Annotated in this window: 24 protein-coding genes; 17 read left to right on the top strand and 7 right to left on the bottom strand. The window is 63.9% G+C overall.

Annotated elements, in window-relative coordinates; translation table 11 throughout:
- Window positions 1-46: 46 nt before the first annotated feature.
- The gene (locus tag NXS98_RS09885; protein ID WP_283844798.1) at window positions 47-1,072 is read right to left on the bottom strand and encodes a beta-ketoacyl-[acyl-carrier-protein] synthase family protein; all 1,026 of its coding nucleotides are present in this window, start codon (window positions 1,070-1,072) and stop codon (window positions 47-49) included.
- Window positions 1,069-2,310, bottom strand: a complete 1,242-nt coding sequence (locus tag NXS98_RS09880) for a beta-ketoacyl-[acyl-carrier-protein] synthase family protein (protein WP_283844797.1) — start codon at window positions 2,308-2,310, stop codon at window positions 1,069-1,071. Before NXS98_RS09880 ends, NXS98_RS09885 begins: the two co-directional genes overlap by 4 nt.
- 184 nt (window positions 2,311-2,494) lie before the next feature.
- Here NXS98_RS09880 and NXS98_RS09875 point away from each other — a divergent pair, with 184 nt between their 5' ends.
- From NXS98_RS09875 to NXS98_RS09840, 8 genes are all read left to right on the top strand, one after another.
- Complete coding sequence (locus NXS98_RS09875) at window positions 2,495-3,790, top strand: type II secretion system F family protein (RefSeq protein ID WP_283844796.1); 1,296 nt, start codon at window positions 2,495-2,497, stop codon at window positions 3,788-3,790.
- A gap of 20 nt (window positions 3,791-3,810) precedes the next feature.
- On the top strand, window positions 3,811-4,299 hold the full coding sequence (locus tag NXS98_RS09870; RefSeq protein WP_283844795.1) for a prepilin-type N-terminal cleavage/methylation domain-containing protein: 489 nt from the start codon (window positions 3,811-3,813) through the stop codon (window positions 4,297-4,299).
- 13 nt (window positions 4,300-4,312) lie between these two features.
- Complete coding sequence (locus NXS98_RS09865) at window positions 4,313-4,771, top strand: type IV pilus modification PilV family protein (protein WP_283844794.1); 459 nt, start codon at window positions 4,313-4,315, stop codon at window positions 4,769-4,771.
- 1 nt (window position 4,772) lies between these two features.
- Complete coding sequence (locus tag NXS98_RS09860; protein ID WP_283844793.1) at window positions 4,773-5,585, top strand: PulJ/GspJ family protein; 813 nt, start codon at window positions 4,773-4,775, stop codon at window positions 5,583-5,585.
- A gap of 11 nt (window positions 5,586-5,596) precedes the next feature.
- Complete coding sequence (locus NXS98_RS09855) at window positions 5,597-6,721, top strand: type II secretion system minor pseudopilin (protein ID WP_283844792.1); 1,125 nt, start codon at window positions 5,597-5,599, stop codon at window positions 6,719-6,721.
- Window positions 6,722-6,826: 105 nt separating this feature from the next.
- Window positions 6,827-7,705: a sugar phosphate isomerase/epimerase family protein gene (locus tag NXS98_RS09850; protein WP_283844791.1), complete on the top strand. Its 879-nt coding sequence runs from the start codon at window positions 6,827-6,829 to the stop codon at window positions 7,703-7,705.
- Between the two features lie 208 nt (window positions 7,706-7,913).
- Complete coding sequence (locus NXS98_RS09845) at window positions 7,914-8,174, top strand: type II toxin-antitoxin system Phd/YefM family antitoxin (RefSeq protein WP_283844790.1); 261 nt, start codon at window positions 7,914-7,916, stop codon at window positions 8,172-8,174.
- Window positions 8,171-8,608 carry a type II toxin-antitoxin system VapC family toxin gene (locus NXS98_RS09840; RefSeq protein ID WP_283844789.1) on the top strand — a complete coding sequence of 146 codons (438 nt, stop codon included), beginning with the start codon at window positions 8,171-8,173 and terminating at the stop codon, window positions 8,606-8,608. Before NXS98_RS09845 ends, NXS98_RS09840 begins: the two co-directional genes overlap by 4 nt.
- Before the next feature lie 24 nt (window positions 8,609-8,632).
- Here the strand turns inward: NXS98_RS09840 and NXS98_RS09835 are convergent, their stop codons facing one another.
- From NXS98_RS09835 to NXS98_RS09820, 4 genes are all read right to left on the bottom strand, one after another.
- The gene (locus tag NXS98_RS09835) at window positions 8,633-8,857 is read right to left on the bottom strand and encodes a hypothetical protein (protein ID WP_283844788.1); all 225 of its coding nucleotides are present in this window, start codon (window positions 8,855-8,857) and stop codon (window positions 8,633-8,635) included.
- Window positions 8,858-9,755: 898 nt separating this feature from the next.
- Window positions 9,756-10,331, bottom strand: coding sequence for a DUF4416 family protein (locus NXS98_RS09830; protein ID WP_283844787.1), 576 nt, complete (start codon window positions 10,329-10,331; stop codon window positions 9,756-9,758).
- Complete coding sequence (gene mnmL, locus NXS98_RS09825; RefSeq protein ID WP_283844786.1) at window positions 10,328-11,257, bottom strand: tRNA modification radical SAM protein MnmL/YtqA; 930 nt, start codon at window positions 11,255-11,257, stop codon at window positions 10,328-10,330. The genes NXS98_RS09830 and mnmL overlap by 4 nt, the downstream gene beginning before the upstream one ends.
- A gap of 118 nt (window positions 11,258-11,375) precedes the next feature.
- A complete protein-coding gene (locus tag NXS98_RS09820) occupies window positions 11,376-12,107 on the bottom strand; it encodes a 3-keto-disaccharide hydrolase (protein WP_283844785.1) in 732 nt (243 codons plus the stop codon).
- A gap of 230 nt (window positions 12,108-12,337) precedes the next feature.
- Between NXS98_RS09820 and NXS98_RS09815 the strand changes: the two genes are divergently transcribed.
- Window positions 12,338-12,832, top strand: a complete 495-nt coding sequence (locus tag NXS98_RS09815) for a peptidylprolyl isomerase (protein WP_283848154.1) — start codon at window positions 12,338-12,340, stop codon at window positions 12,830-12,832.
- A 65-nt stretch (window positions 12,833-12,897) separates the two neighbouring features.
- Here the strand turns inward: NXS98_RS09815 and queA are convergent, their stop codons facing one another.
- The gene (queA, locus tag NXS98_RS09810) at window positions 12,898-13,989 is read right to left on the bottom strand and encodes a tRNA preQ1(34) S-adenosylmethionine ribosyltransferase-isomerase QueA (RefSeq protein ID WP_343214087.1); all 1,092 of its coding nucleotides are present in this window, start codon (window positions 13,987-13,989) and stop codon (window positions 12,898-12,900) included.
- Window positions 13,990-14,625: 636 nt separating this feature from the next.
- Here queA and NXS98_RS09805 point away from each other — a divergent pair.
- From NXS98_RS09805 to NXS98_RS09770, 8 genes are all read left to right on the top strand, one after another.
- A complete protein-coding gene (locus NXS98_RS09805; protein ID WP_283844784.1) occupies window positions 14,626-15,081 on the top strand; it encodes a division/cell wall cluster transcriptional repressor MraZ in 456 nt (151 codons plus the stop codon).
- 4 nt (window positions 15,082-15,085) lie between these two features.
- Window positions 15,086-15,631 (top strand): hypothetical protein, encoded by a 546-nt coding sequence (locus tag NXS98_RS09800; protein WP_283844783.1) that lies wholly within the window; start codon window positions 15,086-15,088, stop codon window positions 15,629-15,631.
- 1 nt (window position 15,632) lies between these two features.
- A complete protein-coding gene (rsmH, locus tag NXS98_RS09795; protein ID WP_283844782.1) occupies window positions 15,633-16,562 on the top strand; it encodes a 16S rRNA (cytosine(1402)-N(4))-methyltransferase RsmH in 930 nt (309 codons plus the stop codon).
- A 19-nt stretch (window positions 16,563-16,581) separates the two neighbouring features.
- On the top strand, window positions 16,582-17,001 hold the full coding sequence (locus NXS98_RS09790; protein ID WP_283844781.1) for a hypothetical protein: 420 nt from the start codon (window positions 16,582-16,584) through the stop codon (window positions 16,999-17,001).
- Window positions 17,002-17,091: 90 nt separating this feature from the next.
- On the top strand, window positions 17,092-18,996 hold the full coding sequence (locus NXS98_RS09785) for a peptidoglycan D,D-transpeptidase FtsI family protein (RefSeq protein ID WP_283844780.1): 1,905 nt from the start codon (window positions 17,092-17,094) through the stop codon (window positions 18,994-18,996).
- Between the two features lie 18 nt (window positions 18,997-19,014).
- Entirely contained in the window at window positions 19,015-20,541 is a 1,527-nt protein-coding gene (locus tag NXS98_RS09780; RefSeq protein ID WP_283844779.1) for a UDP-N-acetylmuramoyl-L-alanyl-D-glutamate--2,6-diaminopimelate ligase, read from the top strand.
- Window positions 20,538-21,941 (top strand): UDP-N-acetylmuramoyl-tripeptide--D-alanyl-D-alanine ligase, encoded by a 1,404-nt coding sequence (locus NXS98_RS09775; RefSeq protein ID WP_283844778.1) that lies wholly within the window; start codon window positions 20,538-20,540, stop codon window positions 21,939-21,941. Before NXS98_RS09780 ends, NXS98_RS09775 begins: the two co-directional genes overlap by 4 nt.
- Before the next feature lie 6 nt (window positions 21,942-21,947).
- The gene (locus tag NXS98_RS09770) at window positions 21,948-22,127 is read left to right on the top strand and encodes a hypothetical protein (RefSeq protein ID WP_283844777.1); all 180 of its coding nucleotides are present in this window, start codon (window positions 21,948-21,950) and stop codon (window positions 22,125-22,127) included.

The following is a 22,127-nucleotide window of genomic DNA, read 5'->3' as shown; positions in this document are numbered from 1 at the left end:
GGAAAATACTGCCGGAAACGCAACCAGCGCGGCAACTGTAAATCGTTCACGCCGGCGTCCAGACGGCGGTCATGGCCTGATGATTGCACCCGGCCACGCTCACCACCGCCGCCGTCACCGCCTCCTGGGGGACCGCCGCCGCCGCCAGCACCGCCTGCCAGGCGCTGGCCGCCGTCAGCGCATTGCCCAGCACATGACGCGGCGACCAACATCGCCCGGGCCAGTCGTGCCATGCCTGATTTTCCGCGCGGTCATGCCGCGGCAAATGCATCCGGCTGTCGCAGAGCAACGCCGTCCGTCCGTCCCAGGCTTGCACCTGCCGCCGTGCCTGTAGCATCGCTGCCGCGGCGCCGCCCGGCAGGGCGTAGTTGAAAGGCTCGCTCACTCCCGCCAGTTGGGCGCCGAGCCCCCGGGCTTGGCGGCTCAATAAAATCGCCCCCGCTCCTTCGCTGGCGATGTGCCCCCGCAAAAACAGGCGGAAGGCATCCGCTGGCAGCCAGTCCAGTTCCTCCGCCGCCACCACCAGACAACGCTCCACCCGGCCCGCGCTCAACCATTGCGCAGCCAGCGCCAGGCCCGACAAAAAAGCCGTGTCATCCCCAATCAACGTATAAACCGGCCCCATGACCCCCAGCAGGGCCGCCAGATGACTGGCAGGCGCATTGAGCACCGTTTCGGGAAACAACATCGGGCTGGCGGTGGCCGGGTCCTTCAGCGCCTCGGCAAAAAAACGCCGCGTGTAATTCAACGGCCCGGCCATCGTGCAAAAAATGATGCCCAACCCCTCGCCCGAAAAGGGAGGCGTCGGATGGCCCAATGCCTCCAGCGCCGCCGCCACCGTGAAATGGCTGATGCTGCTCGCGCGCCGCAAACGCGGATGCGCCATAAACGCCGGACGCACCGGCGCGGGCGGCACTTTGCGCGCGGCCAAACCGCCGCTCCATCCGGGCCGCTCCAATGCGCTGACGGGCAAAGGCTCACCCCGCTGCACCGCTTCCCGCAAGGCCGCCACACCCCATCCCGCCGGGCTGACGGCGCCCACGCCTTGCACGTAAATGCCCGGGTTGCTCATGACCATCGGCGCAGAATCAGGGAAGCATTCGCTCCCCCGAAGCCAAACGAATTGCTCAGCGCGTAATCCACGCGCGCCTCTTGCGGATGGGTGATGAGGGGCAGGTCACACGCCGGGTCCGCTTCTTCCCATCCGGCATTGGGCGGCAGCCATTGCTCCCGCAGCGCCATCAGGCACACGATGGCTTCCACCGCCCCCGCCGCGCCCAACAAATGCCCAATTACGCCCTTGGTCGAACTGACCCGCGGCCTTTTTTCCGCCGCCCCGGCCCACCGTTGAATGGCCCGCGCTTCCGCGCTGTCATTCAGGGGCGTGCCCGTCCCGTGGGCGTTGAGATACCCCACCTGCTCCGGTCGAATGCCCGCCGTGGCCGTGGCCTCCACCATCGCCCGCAACGCCGCGTCCCCTTCCGGATGCGGCTGCGTCAGATGGTGCGCATCGGTGGAGGACCCATAGCCGGCGATTTCTCCCAAAATTGCCGCCCCGCGCCGCCGTGCCTGCGCCTCGCTTTCCAGGGCCAGCACTCCCGCGCCCTCCCCCAGCGCCAGACCATCCCGGCGCCGGTCAAAGGGGCGGCATTGCACCGGGGCGAGCGATTGCAGCGAATCAAAACCACAAAACACCAACTGGCTCAACGCATCATACCCTCCCGCCAACACCCGCTCCGCCATCCCCCACCGAATCAAATCAAAGGCATGGCCCAGCGCATTCGCGCCGGAGGCGCAGGCGTTGGCGATGAACACCGTCGGCCCATAAAATCCCAAAGCCCGCTGTACATTCAGCGCCTGCCGCTGCGCCTGATAATGCAGCCCGCGGCCCGCTTGCGCGCGAAAATCCTGCGGCTGCCCCACCGCCTGCCGGAAATATTCCTCCCCCCGCGCCATTCCGGCGCTGGTGGTGCCCAACACCATGCTCACCGGTCCCCCCGCCTCCCAGCCCGCCTGCGTCCACGCCTCACGGGCGGCATGATAAAGCAGATGATTGGCACGGTCCCACCGCCGCCACTCATGCGGATGAATCTGGGGGGGAGGCTCGCTCTCGGGCAGGTGGACCTCCGCGGCCACCTTGGCCCGCTGGCGCGACACATCAAACAGGGTGACCGGGCGAAACGCAGGCTGCCCGCGCCGAAAACCCGCCGCATTCACCGCCCAGCCCTGCCCCAGCGCGGTAATGATGCCAGCCCCGGTAATCACCACCCGGGTCGCCGCTCCACCGCTCTGGCCAGCCGGAAATAACACGCCTCAAAAATTGCCCCAACGGCGCGGCCAAATTAAAAAGAACCGCGCCCCAAGTCAAACGGGGAAGCATGCCACCCCGCCATGCCCCCCTTCAGCAGCCCCGGCGTCAGCCTCCCCCCCTGCCTCCCAGCAACTTTTGGCTTTGAACGGGTTATTCAACTAAAGCAAACTGGCGTTGCTGCTTATGCCGCAATTTACTTACAAAGCCCGCCGCCGCAACGGCGAGGTGGTTACCGGCGTGTTGGATGTGCCCGATCGCTCCGCAGCGCTGGCGCAAATCGAGCGCCTGGGCCTTCTGCCCGTCATGGTGGACCAGCCCAAAGGCGGCGTCGTGGTGGACAAAGCCCCCCGCAAGGGCGCCTCGGCCCCCGCCGCTGCCGGCGCCGCCGCCCTCCTGCCGCCGGGGCTGCGCGATTTATTCTTCCGCCAGCGCCGCCCCAAACTCCAGGAAATCGCCACCTTCACCCAGCAACTGGCCAACCTCCTGCACTCCGGCATGCCGCTCACCGTGGCGCTCAACAGCATGACCCACCTCGAGAGCAAGGGCATCCCCGCCGACGTCAGCCGCCAGTTGCGCCAGGATGTGACCGAGGGCCGCAGCCTGTCCGATGCCATGGCCCGTCAACCGGTGATTTTCAGCGACATGTACGTGAACATGGTGCGCGCTGGCGAGCAAAGCGGCGCCCTGGTGGACGTCTTGCGCCGGCTCGCCGAACATTACCACCGCTTTGCCGAAGTTCAGGCCAAGTTTGTCTCCGCCCTCATTTACCCCGCCGTGGTCACCTTCGTCGGCATCGGTATCATCATCTTCTTCATGACCTTCATGCTGCCGAAGTTCAAAGAAATCTTCGAGGGCATCAAGGTCCCCCTCCCGCGCCCCACCCAGATTCTTATGCAGGTGGGCGATTTGATGGTCAGCCCCAGCTTCTGGGTTATCACCGGCATTGTCATCTCCGCCCTCGCCGTCCTGTTCATGCGCTTCAAAAATTCTCCCGGCGGACGCCGCGCGTTGGACAGTTGGAAACTCCGCCTCCCGGTCTTCGGCCAGATTTTCCGCCTGAATCTTTACGCCCAATTCGCCCGTGTCCTGGCCACTCTCCTGCAAAACGGCGTGCCGGTGCTCACCGCGCTCAAAATCACCGAGCAGGTCATCCCCAACCAGGTCCTTAAAGAGGCCATCGCCCAGACCCGCGAGGCCGTCACCGACGGCAAAACCCTCGCCCAGCCGCTCGCCCGCAGCAAGGTCTTCCCCCAGTTGATGATTGACCTCATCAAAATCGGCGAGGAAACCGGCGATGTCCCCGGCGCCTTGCGCAACCTCGCCGACACCTACGAAAACGAGCTGAGCCTGGCGCTGCGCGTCATGACCAATTTGATTGAGCCGGTCATGATTATCGTCATGGCCGTCGGCGTGGGACTCCTTCTCTTCAGCATCCTCTCCGCCATGTTTGAAATCACCAACAGCATCGGACGCGGATGAACCCCGGCCCCCCCACCTTCATGGCTCGCAGACCTGCCGCCGCCGCAGGGCAGGGCGCCTTCACCCTGGTGGAGCTGATGATTGTGGTCGCCATCATGGGCCTGGTGGTGGGCATCGGCATCCCCGCCATTTTTCGCGCCGCGGAAAAGGATGCCCTCCGCGCCTCCGTCACCGCCATGATGGAAGCCTGCCACGCCGCCCGCGCTCAGGCCATCCTCACCGGCCAGACCCAGACCCTCATGCTCCGGCCCCGCGACCGCGCTTTCGAGGCCCCCGGCAAAGGCTCCTTTGTGGTCCCCGAAAACGTGGGCATTGATGCCCTCGAAGTGAATTTCGTGGACGTCCGCGAGTTCCCCAGCGCTCCCGTCCGCTTCTATCCCAACGGCACCAGTGATGAATTTACCGTTGTCTTTTCCTCCGCGCGCCATGAGCAGCGGTTCATCGAGCTGGATTGCATCACCGCCCTCCCGCGCCTGGAGAATGAGCAGACCACCCGCTACCGGCGTTGACCTGATTCCGTCTATGAGTGTGCCCCCTCGCTTCCCCCTGACCGGCGTCCGCCGCGCGCGCTGTGCCTTTACTCTGGTGGAGGTCATGATTGCCGTGGGCATTTTCTTCATCGCCCTCCTCTCCATCCTGGGCGTCATGACCCGCGGCCTCGCCGCCGCCCGCGGCCTCCAAATCAGCGCCCCCGACACGGGGATGCTGGCCGCTGAACGCTACGTCACCAACATGCTGGACGAGGCCACTTCCCGCGGCGATTTTGGCGACGCTTATCCCGGCTTCACCTGGGAACGGGATGAATACCCCGTCGCCTCCAACGGCTTGTGGCGCGTGGACTTCTTTGTGTTCAAGCAAAGCCAGCGCGGCCCGCAACTGTACGACACCCTCAGCATCTGGCTCTACAAACCCGACTCCAAAATGAAGGGCGGCATCAGCCGCCCGGCCTTCGAGGGCGATACCTTCGGTTTCCGTGAATAACATGAGCGCTCCCCGGCCATTCCCCCCGACCCCGCCCCGCCAGCGCGCTTTCACGCTCCTGGAAGTGATGCTGGCCCTGGGCATTTTTTCCATGGTCCTGGCCTCGATTTACGCCACCTGGACCTCCTTGACCAAGGGCGCCCGCATCGCCGGCGAAGCCACCGCCGCCGTCCAGCGCGCCCGCATGACCGTCCGGGCCATCGAAGATGCGCTCAACACCGCCCAAATCTACGCCGGCAACCCCGACAAGTATTGGTTTGAAGCCAGAAAAGTGGGCGAGTTTTCCGCCCTCAGCCTCACCGCCCGCCTCCCCGCCACCTTCCCCGGCAGCGGCCTCTATGGCGAACAACGTTTGCGCCTGGTGGAATTTGTGGTGGAAGACGGCCCCGATTCCCTCCGCGAGCTGCATCTCTATCAAAAAGCCGTCCTGGCCCCGGACGATGAACCACCCTACCGCATCACCCTCGGCCGCGATGTCACCCTCTTCAAACTCGAGTTCTGGGACCCCCAAAAAAAGGATTGGGTGGACGAATGGCTCAACCGCCAGACCAACAGCATCCCCCCGCTGGTGCGGGTCTCCGTCGGCATGGGGCCCCGCTCCCGCCAGTTCGGCGATGACCGCGAGCTGGTCTCGCGCGTCATCGCCCCGGCCGCCATTGTCGTGCCCCGCGAGTATCAAGTCCCCGGCACCGCCCAGCCGCCCACCCTGCCGCCGGGCACGCCGGTCCGCACCGGCAGCGGCACCGTGACCCCGCCGGCAGCGCCCACGCCCACCCCCGGCCTGGGTTTCCCCGGCGGTGTGCCGCGCAATTAGAGGAACGCACCATGCGCACGGCCTCCCCCTACCCAGTCCACCGTGGCATCGCGCTCATCATCGTGATGGTGGTCATCACCTTCTTCAGCATGCTCGCGGCGGCCTTCGCCTACCGCATGAAGATTGAAACCCGCCTTGCCCGCAACGCCGCCTACAATGCCGAAATGGACTGGCTCGGGCGCTCCGGCGTCGAGCTGGCCAAGTACGTCATCGGTTTGCAACGCACCATCCCCAACGAACCCTATGACTCCCTCAACCAAAAATGGGCCGGCGGTCCGGGCAATTCCAACAGCATCCTCGCCAATGTCCGCCTCAACGACATCGAGCTGGGCCGGGGCCGCTTCTCCGTCAAAATCACCGATTGCGAGCGAAAAATTAACATCAACCTCGCCAACGAACTCATCCTCAATCACGTCCTCGCCGTCGTCGGCGTCGAACCTTCCGAATCCGCCGGCATCGTCGGCTCCATCCTGGATTGGATTGACCCCGATGACCAGACCCACCTCAACGGCGCCGAAAATGACTACTACCGTTCCCTCGACCCCCCCTACCGCGCCAAAAACGGCCCCTTGGATGACATCAACGAGCTGTTGCTCGTCAAAGGCGTGACCCCCGAACTCTTCTGGGGACCCAAATATGCCGGCCCCCCCAGCGTCAGCCGCCGCTCCCGCTCCCGGTTCGGCCTCGAACCGGAGCCGGTCACCTATTCCGTGGGGCTGGTGGACGTGTTCACCCCCTTGTCCGCCCGCTTCGTCAACATCAACACCGCCAGCGCCACCGTCCTCCAAATGTGTCCCGGCGTGGATGAAACCATCGCCCAGGCCATCATCGAACAACGCGCCGGCCCCGACGGCGTGGATGGCACCGACGACGACACCCCCTTCCGCAATGTCATGGAGATGACCCGCATCCCCGGCCTCTTCGGACCGGGCGCCGCGCCGCCGCCTGCCCCCGGCCAGCCGGGCCGTCCCGCCCCGCCTGCCGCCAACCCGCTGACCAGCTTTTTCAGCACCCAAAGTTTTACCTTTGAGGTCGAAGTGGACGTGCGCTTGGATGACCAGCAGCGCACCTACTACGCCATCTTGCGCCGGGTGGACCAGCGCAACGTCCAGGTCCTCAACCTTTGGTGGCGCTAAGCGGCTGCCCTCCCCTCCGGCTGCGTGGCGCCTCCCGCCGCTGCACTTGAAACTTGCAACTTCCCCCGCAAACATCCATCAATAAACCACCAACCGAAAATCACTATGATCTTGATGGGCATCGGCGATGAAGCGGGCGCAAGCCTTGACGCGCAAATCCAGGCCACCCGGGCGCTGGGATGGAAACACCTCGAAGGCCGCATGGTGGAAGTCCCTGGCTTCCCCAAGGCCAATTTCCATGACATCCCCGACGCCGCCTTCGACCAGGTCGTGGAAAAATTGCAGGCGGCCGGCATCCAGGTTTATTGCTTTGGCTCCGCCATCATGAATTGGGCCAAAACCATTGAGACCCCCTTTGAAGTCACCCTCGCCGAAGTCGGCCGCGCCATCCCACGCATGCAACGCCTCGGCGCCAGGTACGTCCGCATCATGAGCTTCAAACCCGGCCCCGAAGACGACACCATCCCGCCCGTCGTCTTTGAGCGCGTGCGCGAAGTCACCCGCCGTTTCCTCGACGCCGGCCTGCAACCCGTCCATGAAAACTGCATGAACTACGGTGGCATGAGCTGGCGCCACGCCCTGGAATTGCTGGAAAAAGTCCCGGGCCTCAAGTGGGTCTTTGATACCGCCAACCCCGTCTTCAACCCCGACCGCTCCCGGCCCCGCCCCTGGCCGCGCCAGGATGCCTGGGAGTTCTGGACCCACATCCGTGATTACGTCGTCCACATCCACATCAAAGACGCCACCTGGAACCCCGCCAAAAATGACGCCGATTACAACTGGCCGGGAGAAGGCCAGGGCTATGTGCGCGAGATTTTGCGCGACGCCCTCGCCCGTGGCTACAACGCCGGCGTTTCCATTGAACCCCACCTCGCCGTCGTCTTTCACGACGCCACCAGCCAGGCCTCGGCCGAGGCGGCCTACCAAAGCTTTGTCGAGTACGGCCGGCGCCTGGAACAATTGATTGCCACCCTGCGCAAATAGAGTCCGCCTGATAATCAAGCTGAATACGGACCGCACACGTCCAACGGCACATTCCACAAGGTCTGGATGACTCACGTTAGGTATCCACCAGTTGGTCCCTGCTTGACTGGCGGGGAGTCTCCTTTCTGGCTTGGAACCATTTCGCCTGGTGAACCCGCTGGGAATGAAGATCAGATGCCATTTGACATCTGGCCTTTCGTGAAACATTATGTTTCACGTGAAGACTGCATCGGTCAGAGTATTGAGACAAGACTTCGCGCGCATCCTCGCCTGGATTAACGCGGGCGAAGAAGTCGCCATCACCATGAGGCGGCAAACCGTTGCCCGCTTGATTCCGTGGCCACAGAAGAAGGCGGCCAAACGCCCAATGCCCGACATTGCCGCCCGACTCAAGAAGGTGTTCGGCACGAAGACCATCGCCGACAAAGCCATGAAGGCAGTCATGAACCAGAACAGGGGGACGATTTGAAAGCCTACGCGGATTCCAGCTTCATCGTGGCGCTCTACTTGCAACAGCAAAGTTCTGCCAAGGCCATTGCGCTGATGGAGCGTTACGGCCAGGCGCTGCCCTTCACGCCCTGGCACCGGCTGGAAGTGCGCAATGCCATCCGCTTGGCCGTGTTTCAGAAGTTGGTTGACCCTGCGCAGGCGAAGACGCAACTGAAGCAACTCGACACCGACCTGAAGGAGCAAGCCTTGCTGACGCACACGCCAATTGACTGGACGGACGTGTTGCGCGAGGCGGAAAAGCTGGGCGCGGCCCACAACGAAACCATTGGATGTCGCAGCGCCGACCTTTTCCATGTGGCCGCTGCCACCGAAGCTGGATGCGATACCTTCTTCACCCTGGATGACAGGCAGGCGGCAATGGCGAAGGCCGCAGGGCTCACGGTGAAGCCGTGAGGCGAGGCAAACCGCACAACAACCTCACGACTGAATGACGGGCCGCTTCTCGCGGGCAAGCAGCGCAGCCGCTTCCTCGTTGCTTCGGCCGCCCGGGAGGACTTCACCACGCTGGAAGAGTTCCAACATGGAATCGCGACTCAGTGCGCTGCTCTGCCATGCCTGGACGACGGCAATGATCTCGTTGGTGGTGAGACCCCGCGTGCTGTAGTCGGTGTTCAACTCCATCACGACATCCTCGTTGCTCACGTCATCGGGCATTGCTTCCGTGGAGTTCCACCAATACGCCTAACGCAGCACATGCGTCAGCGACATGCCCTCGCACGCAGCGGATGCGCGTCTCCACCAACTCACACTCCCTTTTGCCTGCCTGCCGTTGGCCCGGCGTAGGTAGGTCCCGTCTGCTTCTCCGGTCCAGCTTCGGACGCCAGATTTCCACCACGCACCGCCACTCCCTCGCCCCTATCGGGGGAGAAGGCCGGGGTGAGGGGCCTGTTCTCCCTCTTCGTTTCCTTCGTTTCCTTCTGTTAAAAATCCGTGTCCATTCGTGTTCATTCGTGGTTGGTGTTTCCCCCTTCACGCTCTCAGCCTGCTTTTCCCTCTATTCCATCGTGGTAAAAGGCCAGGGTTGGGGGTAACGGGTTTCATGTCGCCCCAATGGGACTGGAAAACTTTTATAGGGCCTTTTTCTAAAAACAGGTTATCTCTACGGGACTGGCCATGAGCCCCATCCATGGAGTATTACCGCCGCTCCTGGTATCCGCCCATCCGCCACTAGCCCTAAAAAAACAGCCCCAGCGGGGCGGCATAATCATTCTTCCGCATTATCACCTGCTTACCCCGGAGATATTCAGTGCTCGGAATCTTGATTTTAATAACATCAAGGTCGGGAGGCGCAAAGACGCCGGGGTTTGAAGGTCTCGGGGGGCACACGTCCCGCTGTAGCGGGATGTGCCCTTCGGCGTTCCGCCGAAGGGAAGTCATTCTTCTACTCCTCGAATGCCGCCACAGCCCGATGGGCAGAGACGTAACCTACGCCCACCATGCAGGACAACGGAGCCAAAGGACTGCCACGTTCACCCCCCCGCCGGCTTCCCGCCCACCTGCACAAGCCCCAGCAGGGCGAAACCAGCGTAGCCACGAGCTCTTAACTCCGTGCCCCGGCCGTGGCCTCAGCCGACTCCCGCAATTGCGCCAGCAGCCGCCCGCGCATTTTCTCCAGCCAGCCTTGCAATTCCGTGCCGGCATAATCTGGATACGTCCACGGCAACGGCGCAAAGTGCCCCTCACGGTAAATCAACTCCAAGTCCCCATACACCCCGCGCCCCAGGTAAATCCGATGCGGACTTTTCTTGCCCGTGGCGAGGATGAGATTTTCCACCGTCAACATGCCGGGGTCCAGGTTCACTCGCCGGCGCCCGTCCGCCTGTGCCAGCCGCTGCTCCAGCGAGGCCGTGAAATGCTTGATTTCCACCAGCCGCTCCGGCGAGGTCAACGGCGTGAACGAAACCGCCAGCCGCCACAAGGGCGCCCCCATCTCCGGCTCGTAATATCGGGTGAAGTTAAACGCCAGCGGCGGGCTGGTCACATCCGCCTCCCCCAACACCGCCTCCATGGCGCTCAACGCCTCAAGCGCCACCGGCGTGGCCGTGCCCCCGGCCGGCCCGGCGTAGAGCAGGGAGAGAAAAACCTTCGCCTTGGGCGCTGGCTGAAACACGCTCATGCCGGGACCATCCGCAAAGCCTCGCCCTGCCACACATTGCGGGCCTCCAAACGCTCCGCCAGTTGCTGATACAGGCGGTTGGGGTCCCACTCCCATCGTGGCGCAATCAGCAAATCGGGACGGCACGTGCTCCACAACCGATGCAACACCACCGTGGCCGGGATTTCCGGCAACAATGTGCAGAGCCAGTCCAGATATTCCTCCGCCGTCGGCAGCGGCCACGGCTGTTTCTCATACCGCCGCGCCAGGGGCGTATTTTTGACCACCTGCAAATGATGCAGCTTCAAGTGCTGCACGCCCGCCACCACCGCCGCCAGGTGCACACTGTGGCGCATGTCCTCCAGACTTTCGCCGGGCCATCCCAAAATAAGATGGGCGCCCAGCTCAAAGCGTGGCCGGCTCCGAATCCGCGCCGCGGCCGCCATGAAATCCGCCGTCGTGTGGCCCCGGTTCATTTCCGCCAGCGCCTGGTCATTGGCCGTTTGCAGGCCCAGCTCCAAAATAATCACCTTGTTCCACCACGCATCCGCCAGCGCCTCCAGCCGCTGCAGAAACTCCTCCGACACATAATCCGGGCGCGTGCTCAAGATTAGCCCCAGACAATCCGGGTCCTTTATCGCCGTTTGGAAGACCTGCGCCAGCACCGGCCATTCGCCCGCTGTGGCGGTCTCGTGTTGGAATCCGGCCATGTAACATTGCACCCGAAGCTGCCGCAGGTACGCCCGCCCCATCTCCAATTGTTCTTCCGGCGTGCGCTCCGGATGCAAGTAATAAGGCCGGAAACTTTCCGGCGCGCAATACACACAACCTCCCTGCGCCCGATGCGGACAGGCAATGCCGGTGCTCAAAATAATTTTCCCCACCGGCTCGCCCCATCGGCGGCGGGCATAATCACGCCATAGATTGATGCGCCTGAAAGGCCACATGCCGCGCGCGATTGAACAATATACCACCAGAAAACCAACCTTCAAAAGGTTGGCTTATTATAATACTCCCCTCCCACCGGCGGGGCCAGCGTTGGAGGCAGTCGGGCGCCCGCCGCCCTTACAGGGGCTTGATGCGTATGTTTTTGAATTGCACCACCATCGGCGGCCCCACGTGGATTTGCAGCGCAATCACGCCCGCCTTGGCCGCCTTGGCCGTATGCTCGTCCACCACGTCCACCGTGAGTTTGCCGTTGATGAAGTGTTGCAGATGATTGCCCTTGGCAATGACCACGTAATCATTCCAGTCCTCGTTTTTGATGGAGGCCTGAATCTCGTTGGAATCCCCCACACTCCCCACCACCTCAATCTTCACCTTGTTGGCGTCCTGCGGGTCCGCCCGCAAGACCGTCTTCTCCCCCCGCTTGGCCAGAATGCCCCGCCCGCCTTCTTCGTAGAGAATGCCCGAGTAATTCTTGCCTGCCTCAAAGTCCGCCTGGTAGCCATGCACAATCGGCCCAAACGCCCCCTCCTTCACCACCCGGCTCCGGTACTGGATGCCCGAATTGCCCTTCTCAATGCGATAGGACAGCCGCAGCTCGAAGTCGCTGAATTCCCGGTTGGTATAGACCAGAAACGTATTGTGCGTCAGCTTGGGCTCCGCCTTCGTAATCCCCGTAATCACCCCGTCCTTCACCGACCACAGCTCCGGATTCCCCCGCCAGCCGGACAAATCACGCCCGTTGAACAAACTTTGAAAACCCGGCTCCACCGTTTGCGCCTGCAGCGCGGACACCGCCACCAGCCCGGCCGCAACGGCCAGGACCTTCAGAGACAACACTTTGTTTTTCATAGGCTTGACGTTCAGTTGACCACTAGAATGGACGCGCGGCAACCCTAAAACCATCATTGTTTTTGCGTGACAAATTGCCCGCCTTGTGGCACATCCTCCGCTCCATGAAAACAATGCGTCTTGGCTGGTTGGCATGGGCGTGCAGTCTGGCGCTGGCCTGCGTGGCCTGGGGCGCCGAAACCACCACTTCAACCGAGGGCAAAAAATTGAACACCAACGAAGTCGCCGTCATGAAAACCACGTTGGGCGAGATGGTCATTGAATTCTGGCCGGACGTGGCTCCCAAAACCGTCGAAAACTTTGTCACCCTGGCCAAAAAAGGCTTTTATGATGGCACCTGTTTCCACCGCATCATCAAAGGCTTCATGATTCAGGGCGGCGACCCCCTCACCAAGGACCCCGCCAAGGAAGCCCTCTGGGGCACCGGCAGCCCCGGTTATACCATCAAGGCCGAATTCAACGAACGCCCCCATGACAAAGGCGTCATCTCCATGGCCCGCGGCCCGCACCCCGACTCCGCCGGCTCCCAGTTCTTCATCGTGCACGCCCGCGCCCCGCACCTCGACCGCCAATACACCGCCTTTGGCAAGTTGATTAAGGGCGAGGACGTGCTGGACAAGATTGCCTCCGTCCCCTGTGCCTCCAACGGCCGCGAAATGAGCAAACCCACCCAGCGCATCGAGGTCATCAGCGTCAAAATCGTGGACCGCGCCACCCTCAAATAAAGCGCCATCCACCTCGAACCTTGCCCACCCGCGGAGCTTTCCGCGGGTGTTTTTTTGCCTCCCCCTCAAACCAGCAGCATCGCATCGCCGTAGCTGAAAAACCGATACCGCCGCTCCACCGCCTCCCGATAGGCCCGCAAAATCAGCTCACGCCCCTCCAGCCGGCCGGGCGCCGCAAAGGCGCTCACCAGCATCAACAGCGTGGATTGGGGCAGATGAAAATTGGTCAACAACACCTCCACCACGCGAAACTCGCAGGGGGGATACACAAACAGGCGCGTGCGGCCGGAGTGGGACACAATATGTCCCCCATGCTCCCGCGCCACCGTCTCCAACACCCGCAGCGACGTGGTCCCCACCGCCACCACCCGCCCCCCCGCCGCCCGCGCCTTTTCGATGACGGCGGCCGCCTCCGCGCTCACCGCATACCGCTCCTCGTGCATCACGTGGTCTTCCACCCGCGCCGCCTTCACCGGCGCAAACGTGCCCACCCCCACATGCAGCGTCACCCGTGCCAGCTTCACCCCCTGCGCCTCCAACTGTGCCAGCATCGCCGGCGTGAAGTGCAGTCCCGCCGTGGGCGCGGCCACCGACCCCGCCGGCCCGGCATACACCGTCTGGTACCGCGTGAAATCCTCCGGCCGGGCATGGCCGCCCGGCCGTTGAATGTAAGGCGGCAACGGCGGCTCCCCCAATTCCTCCAGATGATTCCACAAACTGGCCACCCCCCCAAAGCGCGCGCGCCGATGCCCGGCCGGGTTTATTTGTGTTATTTCAACACTTATACCCGTGGCCTGCTGCCGCCGGTCCAGCAATTGCAACACCGCCCCCACCGGCGCTTTCCGGCCCGGCCCCGCCATCACCCACCATTCATTGGGCGCCGCCTCCTCCAGCAATAACAGCTCCACCTGCGCCCCGCGCGGCGTGCGCGCCTGCAACCGCGCCGGGATGACCTTCGAGTCATTCAGCACCAGCACGTCCCCCGGCCGCAGCCAGCCCGGCAAATCCCGGAAAACCTGGTGATGCAGCCGGCCCGTGGCGCGCTCCACCACCAGCAGCCGCGAAGCGTCCCGGCAGGGCGCAGGCTCTTGCGCAATCAATTCCTCAGGCAGCGCATAATTAAAATCTTCGGTCCGCATCGCGCCGCTTTCTGCCACAAATCACCCGAGGTGGAAATCTAAAACCCCAATGAAACCCGGCTCCGAAGCTTCAAGTTGCCTTCGTCCATGCCGTCCACAATCCTGGCTCTCGCACTGACCTGCAACCCCTGCGGCCCACCACAAGAGGACTGCCCGTCCCATGCTTGTGCCCTCCAAAAGTGAGTCAATTTGTCCTCCTTCGCCAAGACCTCCCCAAGAAACCTGAGCCACTTTCCACCATTGATACCACCAAAAGAGGGTCATTCTTCCAGTCCTCCAAAGCCAGAAATAATTCAGCTATGACGTTAAAGTTGCATGGCCAACAGATAGCTCTCGCATGGAGGAAAAATCAGGATGAAGACAAGAAAAAAAGTGGTGAATAAGATTTCCAAATACCCATTCAAGCCCGGCTATCCTTGCTTAATTTGCTCAATTCCCGTTGTTTTTGCAATTTTATAAAGTGCTGGTAATCAATTAGTTATATTCAATTATTACAATCCTTTGAAGTTTTGGAAAACCTTGAAATCACCCCCTAAAACGGTGAATAAATTGTGGATAACTTTTTTGTGAAAATGTATTGACGGGGTAGTTAAGTGGGATAAAGTGGCACAAAAGTGTGGATTTGTGGGAAAAAGGGTTCACACTTTGGGTCTCATGTCCGACAACGGCAGCGAAGTCTTTTACCTGCTCGAACATCGCCACACCGTGGACGATAAAGGCAGGGTTTGCATCCCCGCCGAGTGGCGGGCCCCGGCGGGACAGGAGACCACGTTCTTTCTCATGTTGTGGGACAAAACGGACCAGCCCCCTTGTCTCATGGGCGTGCCCCCCAGCGGCATGCAGGAACTCCTCCGGCGTTTGAAAGAATTGCCGTTCTTCGATTCCAACGCGGAAAGCCTGCAACGCCTCGTGGCCCGCTCCACCAAAGTTACCGCCGACAAAGTCGGCCGCATCCGCCTCCCGGAGCAACTGGCCAAGGCCGCCAACCTGGGAAAGGAAGTCGTGCTCAAGGGGTTGTTGTTCCGTTTCCAGATTTGGAACCCTGAATTCTACGACCAGGTCAAGGCAAAGGATTTGGACCGGCGCGACGAGTCACAAAAACTGGTGTAGCACTATGAGTCTGGCGCAATACCTGGCTTTGGGCAAAAGCATCAAGAACGTCAGCGGTCCCGGACGCTACAAACTGGCGTCCGGCCCGGTGGTGCCGCGCTTCGCCAACCACCGGCGGACGGGCGCTGCCGGACGGCCCGGCGGGCCGGTGATGGTGGACACAATCTTTGACCACTCGCAACCGCCGGTGGCAGGCCTGGAAGAACGCGCGGCATCGCCCCTGCCCGAAGCCGCTTTGCTCCCCGCGGAGCCGGCAGGGGCCGCCGCGCCCCAACCCGCGCCAGCCCCAACCTCGTTGCCGGCCACTGGACGCTGGTTTTTGCAAACACACTCGCGCGGGGCCAATGCGGGCGCCCTGCCGCGCCAGGGGGAACTGGCGCTGGGCCTGGTGCAACCCGTGCGGAACGATTTGCGCGAGTCGGATTTGGAAGTGGTGCCGGTTACCGTGCCGCCGCCGCCAACACCCCCGGCCAAAACGCCTTGGTGGGCGCGCACTTGGGCCTGGCTGCGGCGTCCCTGGCTGCGGCATCGCCAACCGCGGAGCCGTTGACATGTCGGACTTTGTCCACCAGCCGGTGATGGTGGAAGAAGTGCTGGCCTGGCTTCAACCGCGCGCCGGCGGACGCTATGTGGATGGCACCGTGGGGGGCGGCGGCCACGCGGCCCGGATTCTGGCCGCCAGCGCGCCCGATGGCTGGTTGTACGGTTGCGACCGCGATGCCCAGGCGGTGGCCGCGGCGGCCGAGCGGCTGGCGGCCTATGCGGGGCGGTTCGAGTTGCGGCACGGCAACTACGCGGAGCTGGATGCCTGGGTGCCGCCGGGGAGTTGTGATGGAGTGTTGTTGGACTTGGGCGTCAGCTCTCCGCAGCTCGATCAGCCGGAGCGCGGATTCAGTTTGCTGCAGGATGGTCCCTTGGATATGCGGATGGATGCGCGACAGAGCCTCACGGCGGCGGGCCTCATCAACGAGGCCCCGGTGGAATACCTCGCCCGCATCTTCCAGGAATTCGCCGACCAGCCGGGCGCCTGGGGACTGGCCCGGGCCATCGAGCGCGAGCGGCAGCGGCGGCGCTTTGAAACCACCCGCCAACTGGCGGATTTCATCGCCGCGCGCCAGCCGCGGGCGGGCAAACGGACCCATCCCGCGACCCAGGTTTTCCTGGCCCTGCGGATGGCCGTCAACGACGAGCTGGGCGCGTTGCAACGCGGCTTGGCTGCGGCCGAACGCGTGCTGCGGCCGGGCGGGCGGTTATGTGTCATTACCTTTCATTCGGCCGAAGACCGGGTGGTCAAGGCTTTTGGCCGCGAGGCCGCGCGGGATTACGAATGCCCCGGCGGCGTGGACGTGCCGGAGCTGCGCCGTCCACGCGCCCCGCGCCTGCGCTGGCTCACGCGCAAGGCCGTGCGGCCTTCCGCGGCTGAATGCGCGGCCAATCCCCGGAGCCGCAGCGCGCAGCTCCGGGTGCTGGAAAAATGTTAAATGCGGGTGGAGACGAGTTATGAAAAACCGCAAACGTCATACGTCCGCCGTACGGTTTGGGGTGGCAGTCAAGACCGTTTTATTGTGCGCCTTGCTGGCCGCCGCCGGCGTGGGCTACGTCGGCTTGAAGAATCAGATTCACCGCCTGTCGCAGGACATCGTGCGGAAAGAAAAACAATTGGAACAGCTCCGCACCGAAAATGCCCGCCAGGCCCGGCAACTGGCCACCTTGCGGGCGCCGCCCTTTTTGCATGCCCGCGCCGCCGAGCTGAGCCTGGGTCTGGTGCCGCCGCAGCCGTCACAAATCGTGCGGCTCCCCGAGCCGCACCTGCCTCCAGGCGCTGGCGCCACCTCCGCCCCGGCGGACCTGGCGGCCCGTTTGCAACTGGCCGATGGCGCGGCGGCCGCCTTGCCGGCGGCCCCGGCAACACTGCGCTGACGATGAACAATTTTTGCCGCCACCCGCGCCGAAACTGAAATTGAGGGTTCGGTAGGCGGCGCGGGTGGCTGGCAGGGTAAGTGCGTTTTCATGATTACCGCCCAACAACTGCGGCGCATGGGCTTTTTGGCCGGGCTGCTCCTCCTCGGCTTTGCCGGGCTGGGCTACCGCCTGGTGGAGCTGCACGTCGTCCGGCACGACGTGCTCCTCCCCCAGTCCGAGGCCAACACCCGCCGCGAGTTCCTTTTCACCCCGCGCCGCGGTGAAATCCGCGACATCCGCGGCAACCCGCTCGCCGTCAGTCTGCCCGCCAAAACCGTCTGCGCCGACCCCAGCCTCATCGGCCCCCACGCCGTGGAACTCACCCGCGCCCTGGCCCCCGTCCTCGAATTGCCCGAGGCCCGCCTCTACGAGCTGCTCAACCGCCGCTGGCGCACCAATGCCCAAGGCCAGTGGCTCACCAACCGCTTTGTCATCCTCAAACGCAAAGTCCCCCTCGAAACCTGGGAACAGGTCCGCCGTACCATGACCAACCTCACCTTCGGCCTGGAAGGACGCACCCTCTCCCGCACCCAGGCCCAGTTCTATCACAACCTGCGCCACAAGGCCATTTTCCCTTACCCCGTGGATGACCAGTTGCGCGTCTATCCCAACCACCGCCTGGCCTCGCACGTCTTGGGCTACGTGGGAATGCACGAAGTGGAGGTCAACGGCCAGCCGGTCTTTGATACCGTCGGCGTCGAGGGCATCGAACGCATATTCGACCGCCAGCTCGCCGGCGTCCGCGGCTGGCGCGTCACCGAAAAGGACGGCAAAAACCGCGAACTCGTCTTCCTCCGCCAGCAGGATGTCGAACCCGCCGACGGCCTGAACGTCATCCTCACCCTCGATGCCCAGGTGCAATACATCGTCGAAACCGAAATCGCCGCCGCCGCCCGCCAACATCACCCCGACAGCATCACCTGCCTGGTGGTCCGCCCGCGCACCGGTGAAATCCTCGCCATGGCCACTCTGCCGGACTTTGACCCCAACGCCCCCGGCGACTACCCCCCGGACGCCCGCCGCAACCGCATGGTCACCGACATGAACGAACCCGGCAGCACCTTCAAAGTGGTGGTGGTGGCCGGCGCCCTCAATGAAGGCCTGGTCCGGCTCGAAGACGTGATCTTCTGCGAAAACGGCGCCTTCGCCTACGGCGGCCGCGTCCTTCATGACCACCACCGTTACGGCAATTTGAGCGTCGAAGCCATCATCACCAAATCCTCCAACATCGGCGCCGCCAAAATCGGCATGCTCCTCGGCGAACAGCGCCTCTACGATTACATCCGCGCCTTCGGCTTCGGCGAACGCACCGGCGTGAGCCTCCCCGGCGAAGTCAGCGGCATGCTCTACGCCCCCAAACATTGGGAAAAGGTCAAGCTCGCCCAAATCCCCATGGGCCACGGCCTGGCCGTGACCCGCCTGCAAATGGCCTATGCCATGTGCGCCATCGCCAACCGCGGCGTCCTGATGCGGCCCCTGCTCGTGGACCGCCTCGAAGACAACGACGGCCGGGTGGTGGCCAAATACAACCCCCAACCCGTCCGCCAGGTCATCAAACCCGAGGCCGCCGCCCAGATGGTCCGCGCCCTCAAAACCGTCGTCACCCGCGAAGGCACCGCCTACAAGGCCCGCCTCGAACACTATTCCTGCGCCGGCAAAACCGGCACTGCCCAGAAACCGGAGGCCGGCGGATACTCCCACGAAAAATATTACTCCTCCTTCATCGGCTTTTTCCCGGCCGACGACCCGGAAGTCTGTGTCTCCGTCGTCATGGATTATCCCAAGCACGGCTACTACGGCGGCGAAGTCTGCGGACCCGTCTTTCAACGCATTGCCGAGCGCATCGGCAACTACCTCAACCTGCGACCGGACCTCGAAGCCCCCGCCCCCGGCGGCACCCCCATCGCCGCCCGCCCGGCGGGACGGCCCCTGGCGGCGCCGGTCCGCAATTGACAGGCACAGGATGAACCCATGCAAACCATCATGACCTTGCGGGAGCTGGTGAAGGCCTTGCAGCCCGTGCGCATGGACGGCTCGCTCGACCGCCAGGTCACCGGCATTGTCTATGACTCCCGCCGCGTCACCCCCGGCATGGTCTTCGTCGCCGTCCCGGGCCAGAACACTGATGGCCATCAATTCATCCCCGAAGCCATCAGCCGCGGCGCCGTCGCCGTGGTCAGCGAACGCAACGGCTACCCCACCACCCGCGTCACCCGCATCCTGGTGCCCGACGCCCGCGAAGCCCTCGCCCGCCTGGCCGCCGCCTTCTACGGCCATCCCTCCGCCCGCCTCCAGGTCATCGGCGTCACCGGCACCAACGGCAAAACCACCGTCGCCTTCATGGTCAAGGCCATCCTCGAAGCCGCCGGTTGCCCCAGCGGCCTCATGGGCACCGTCCGCTATGAAATTGGCGAGCGCGTCATCCCCGCTTCCCGCACCACTCCCGAAGCCGTCGAAATCCAGTCCATGCTGGCCCAAATGCTCCGCTCCGGCTGCCGGGCCTGCGTCATGGAAGTCAGCTCCCATGCCCTCGACCAAAAACGCGTGCTCGGCGTGGACTTCGATGCCGCCGTCTTCACCAACCTCACCCAGGACCACCTCGACTGGCACGGCACCATGGAAAATTATTATGCCGCCAAGGAAAAACTGTTCCTCGCCCACGGCGGCCAGAAAAAACAGGCCGCCGTCATCAACATTGATGATGCCTATGGCGAACGCCTCCGCCAGCGCTCCGATTGTGCCGTCAAATTAACCTACGGCCTCTCCGAGGCCGCCCAGCTCCGCGCCGTCGAAGTCACGCTGGCGGCCAATGGCTGCCGCTTCCGCGTCGAAGGCGCGCCCGAACCTTTCACTCTGCGTCTTCCGCTCATCGGCCGCCACAATGTCTATAACGCCCTCGCCGCCGCCGGCGCCGCCCTGGCCTTGCACCTCCCCCTCGCCGCCATCCGCCAGGCCCTCGAATCCATGCCCCCCGTCCCCGGCCGCCTCGAACGCGTGGACGCCGGCCAGCCCTTCACCGTCCTGGTGGATTATGCGCACACCGATGACGCTCTCCGCAATGTCCTGCGCACTCTCAAGGAAATCACCCCCGGCCGCCTCCTCCTCGCCTTTGGCTGCGGCGGCAGCCGTGACAAGGGCAAGCGCCCCAAAATGGGCCGCGTCGCCGCCGAGCTGGCCGACCTGACCTTCATCACCAGCGACAACCCGCGCAAGGAATCCCCCGACGAAATCGCCGCCGCCATTGTCGCCGGCTACCGCGAAGTCCGTGACACCGGCTTTACCGTTGAACTCGACCGCCGCCGCGCCATCGAGGAAATCCTGCGCCAGGCCCAACCCGGCGACACCGTCCTCCTCGCCGGCAAGGGGCACGAGACCTATCAGGAATTTCGCGACACCGTGGTGCCCTTTGACGACCGCGTCCATGCCCGCGAAGTCCTCGAGGCGCTGGGCCATCGCCCGGACACCCCACGGAATCCGCAGTCCACCAGAACCCCATGAGACCCGCCGCCTTGCACGAACTGGCTCAGGCCTGCCGCGGTGATTGCCGCGGCCCCGCCTCCCTTGTCGTCGAGCGGGTCTGTACCGATTCCCGCCAGGTGCGGCCGGGAGATTTGTTTGTGGCCTTGGAGGGACCGAGATTCGACGGCCACGCTTTTCTCGCGGCCGCCCTGGCGGGCGGCGCCCGCGCCGTCCTGGCCGCCCGCTCCCGCCAGGACCAAGTGCCCCCGGACGCCCCCGCCATCCTCGTGGACAACCCCCGCGCCGCCCTCGCCGACCTGGCCCGCCGCGAGCGCCAGACCTTCCGCGGTGTGGTGGTGGGTGTTGCCGGCTCCCACGGCAAAACCACCACCAAGGAGCTGGCCGCCGCCGTGCTCCGCCCCGCGCGCCGCGTGCTGGCCAGTGAAGCCAGCTTCAACAATGACATTGGTGTGCCATTAACACTTTTGAAACTCGAACCCGCCCATGAAGTGGCCGTCGCCGAGCTCGGCACCAACCACCCCGGCGAGCTCGCGCCCCTGGTCCGCCTCGCCGCCCCGCACTATGGACTCTTGACCGCCCTGGGCCGCGAACACCTCGAATTTTTTGGCTCGCTGGACGGCGTGGTTGAAGAAGAGGGCTGGCTCGCCGAGTTGCTGCCTCCCCAGGGCCGCCTGTTCACCTTGGGCGATGACCCCCTCGCCCAGCGCGCGTGCCGCCGCTGCCCCGCGCCCGTCACGCGCGTCGGTTTCGGCTCCCACAACGACTGGCAGGCCGAAATCCGCCGCCTGGATGACCGCGGCCTGACCTTCGTCATCCGCTGCCCCCTCTCCGCCTACAGCCGCGAATTTTTCCTGCCTTTGCTCGGCACACATCAAGTGTTGAACGCCCTCCTCGCCCTGGCCCTCGCCGCTGAACTGGGTGTGTCCCCCGATGACGCCGCCCGCGGTCTCGCCGCCTGCCGCCCCGCCAAAATGCGCCTCGAATTGTGGGAAACCGGCGGCCTTCGCGTCCTGGACGACGCCTACAACGCCAACGCCGACTCCACCTGCGCCGCCCTCAATACTTTGGCCTCCTTGCCCTGCGCGGGCCGCCGCTTTGCCGTCCTGGGCGACATGGCGGAATTGGGCGCCCACGCCGAAGACGCGCACCGCGAAGCGGGCCGCCACGCCGCCAGTTTGCCCATTCATACCCTGGTAGCCGTGGGCGCCATGGCCGGCGTCACCGCCGCAGCCGCCCGCACCGCCGGACTCGCCCGCGCCCACGCCTTTGCCGACCTGGCCTCCGCCGCGGATTTCTTGTTATCCGAACTGCGCCCCGGCGACTTGATTTTGTTGAAAGCCTCGCGCGCGGCGCGCCTGGAACAACTCGGCGAACGCCTGCGGCAGGCCTTCCGTCCCACCCTTTCCAACTCCGTTTGAATTTTTATGGCACGCAGCGCATCGAAAAAAAGCACGTTCCGGCGCCACCGCGCCGCGCCCCTCTCCGAGGCCATGGTGGAGGCGCGGGCCGTCGCCCTGGGACTGCCGCGTTTTGCCGTGCGGCTGGCTGCGGGTGTGCGGCTGAAACCCACCCCCGGCTCATGGCCGCGGCGCCATTGTGAATAA

It is taken from the genome of Fontisphaera persica (assembly GCF_024832785.1).
GTDB classification, from domain to species: domain Bacteria; phylum Verrucomicrobiota; class Verrucomicrobiia; order Limisphaerales; family Fontisphaeraceae; genus Fontisphaera; species Fontisphaera persica.
This window is presented reverse-complemented; position numbering and strand designations above follow the sequence as displayed.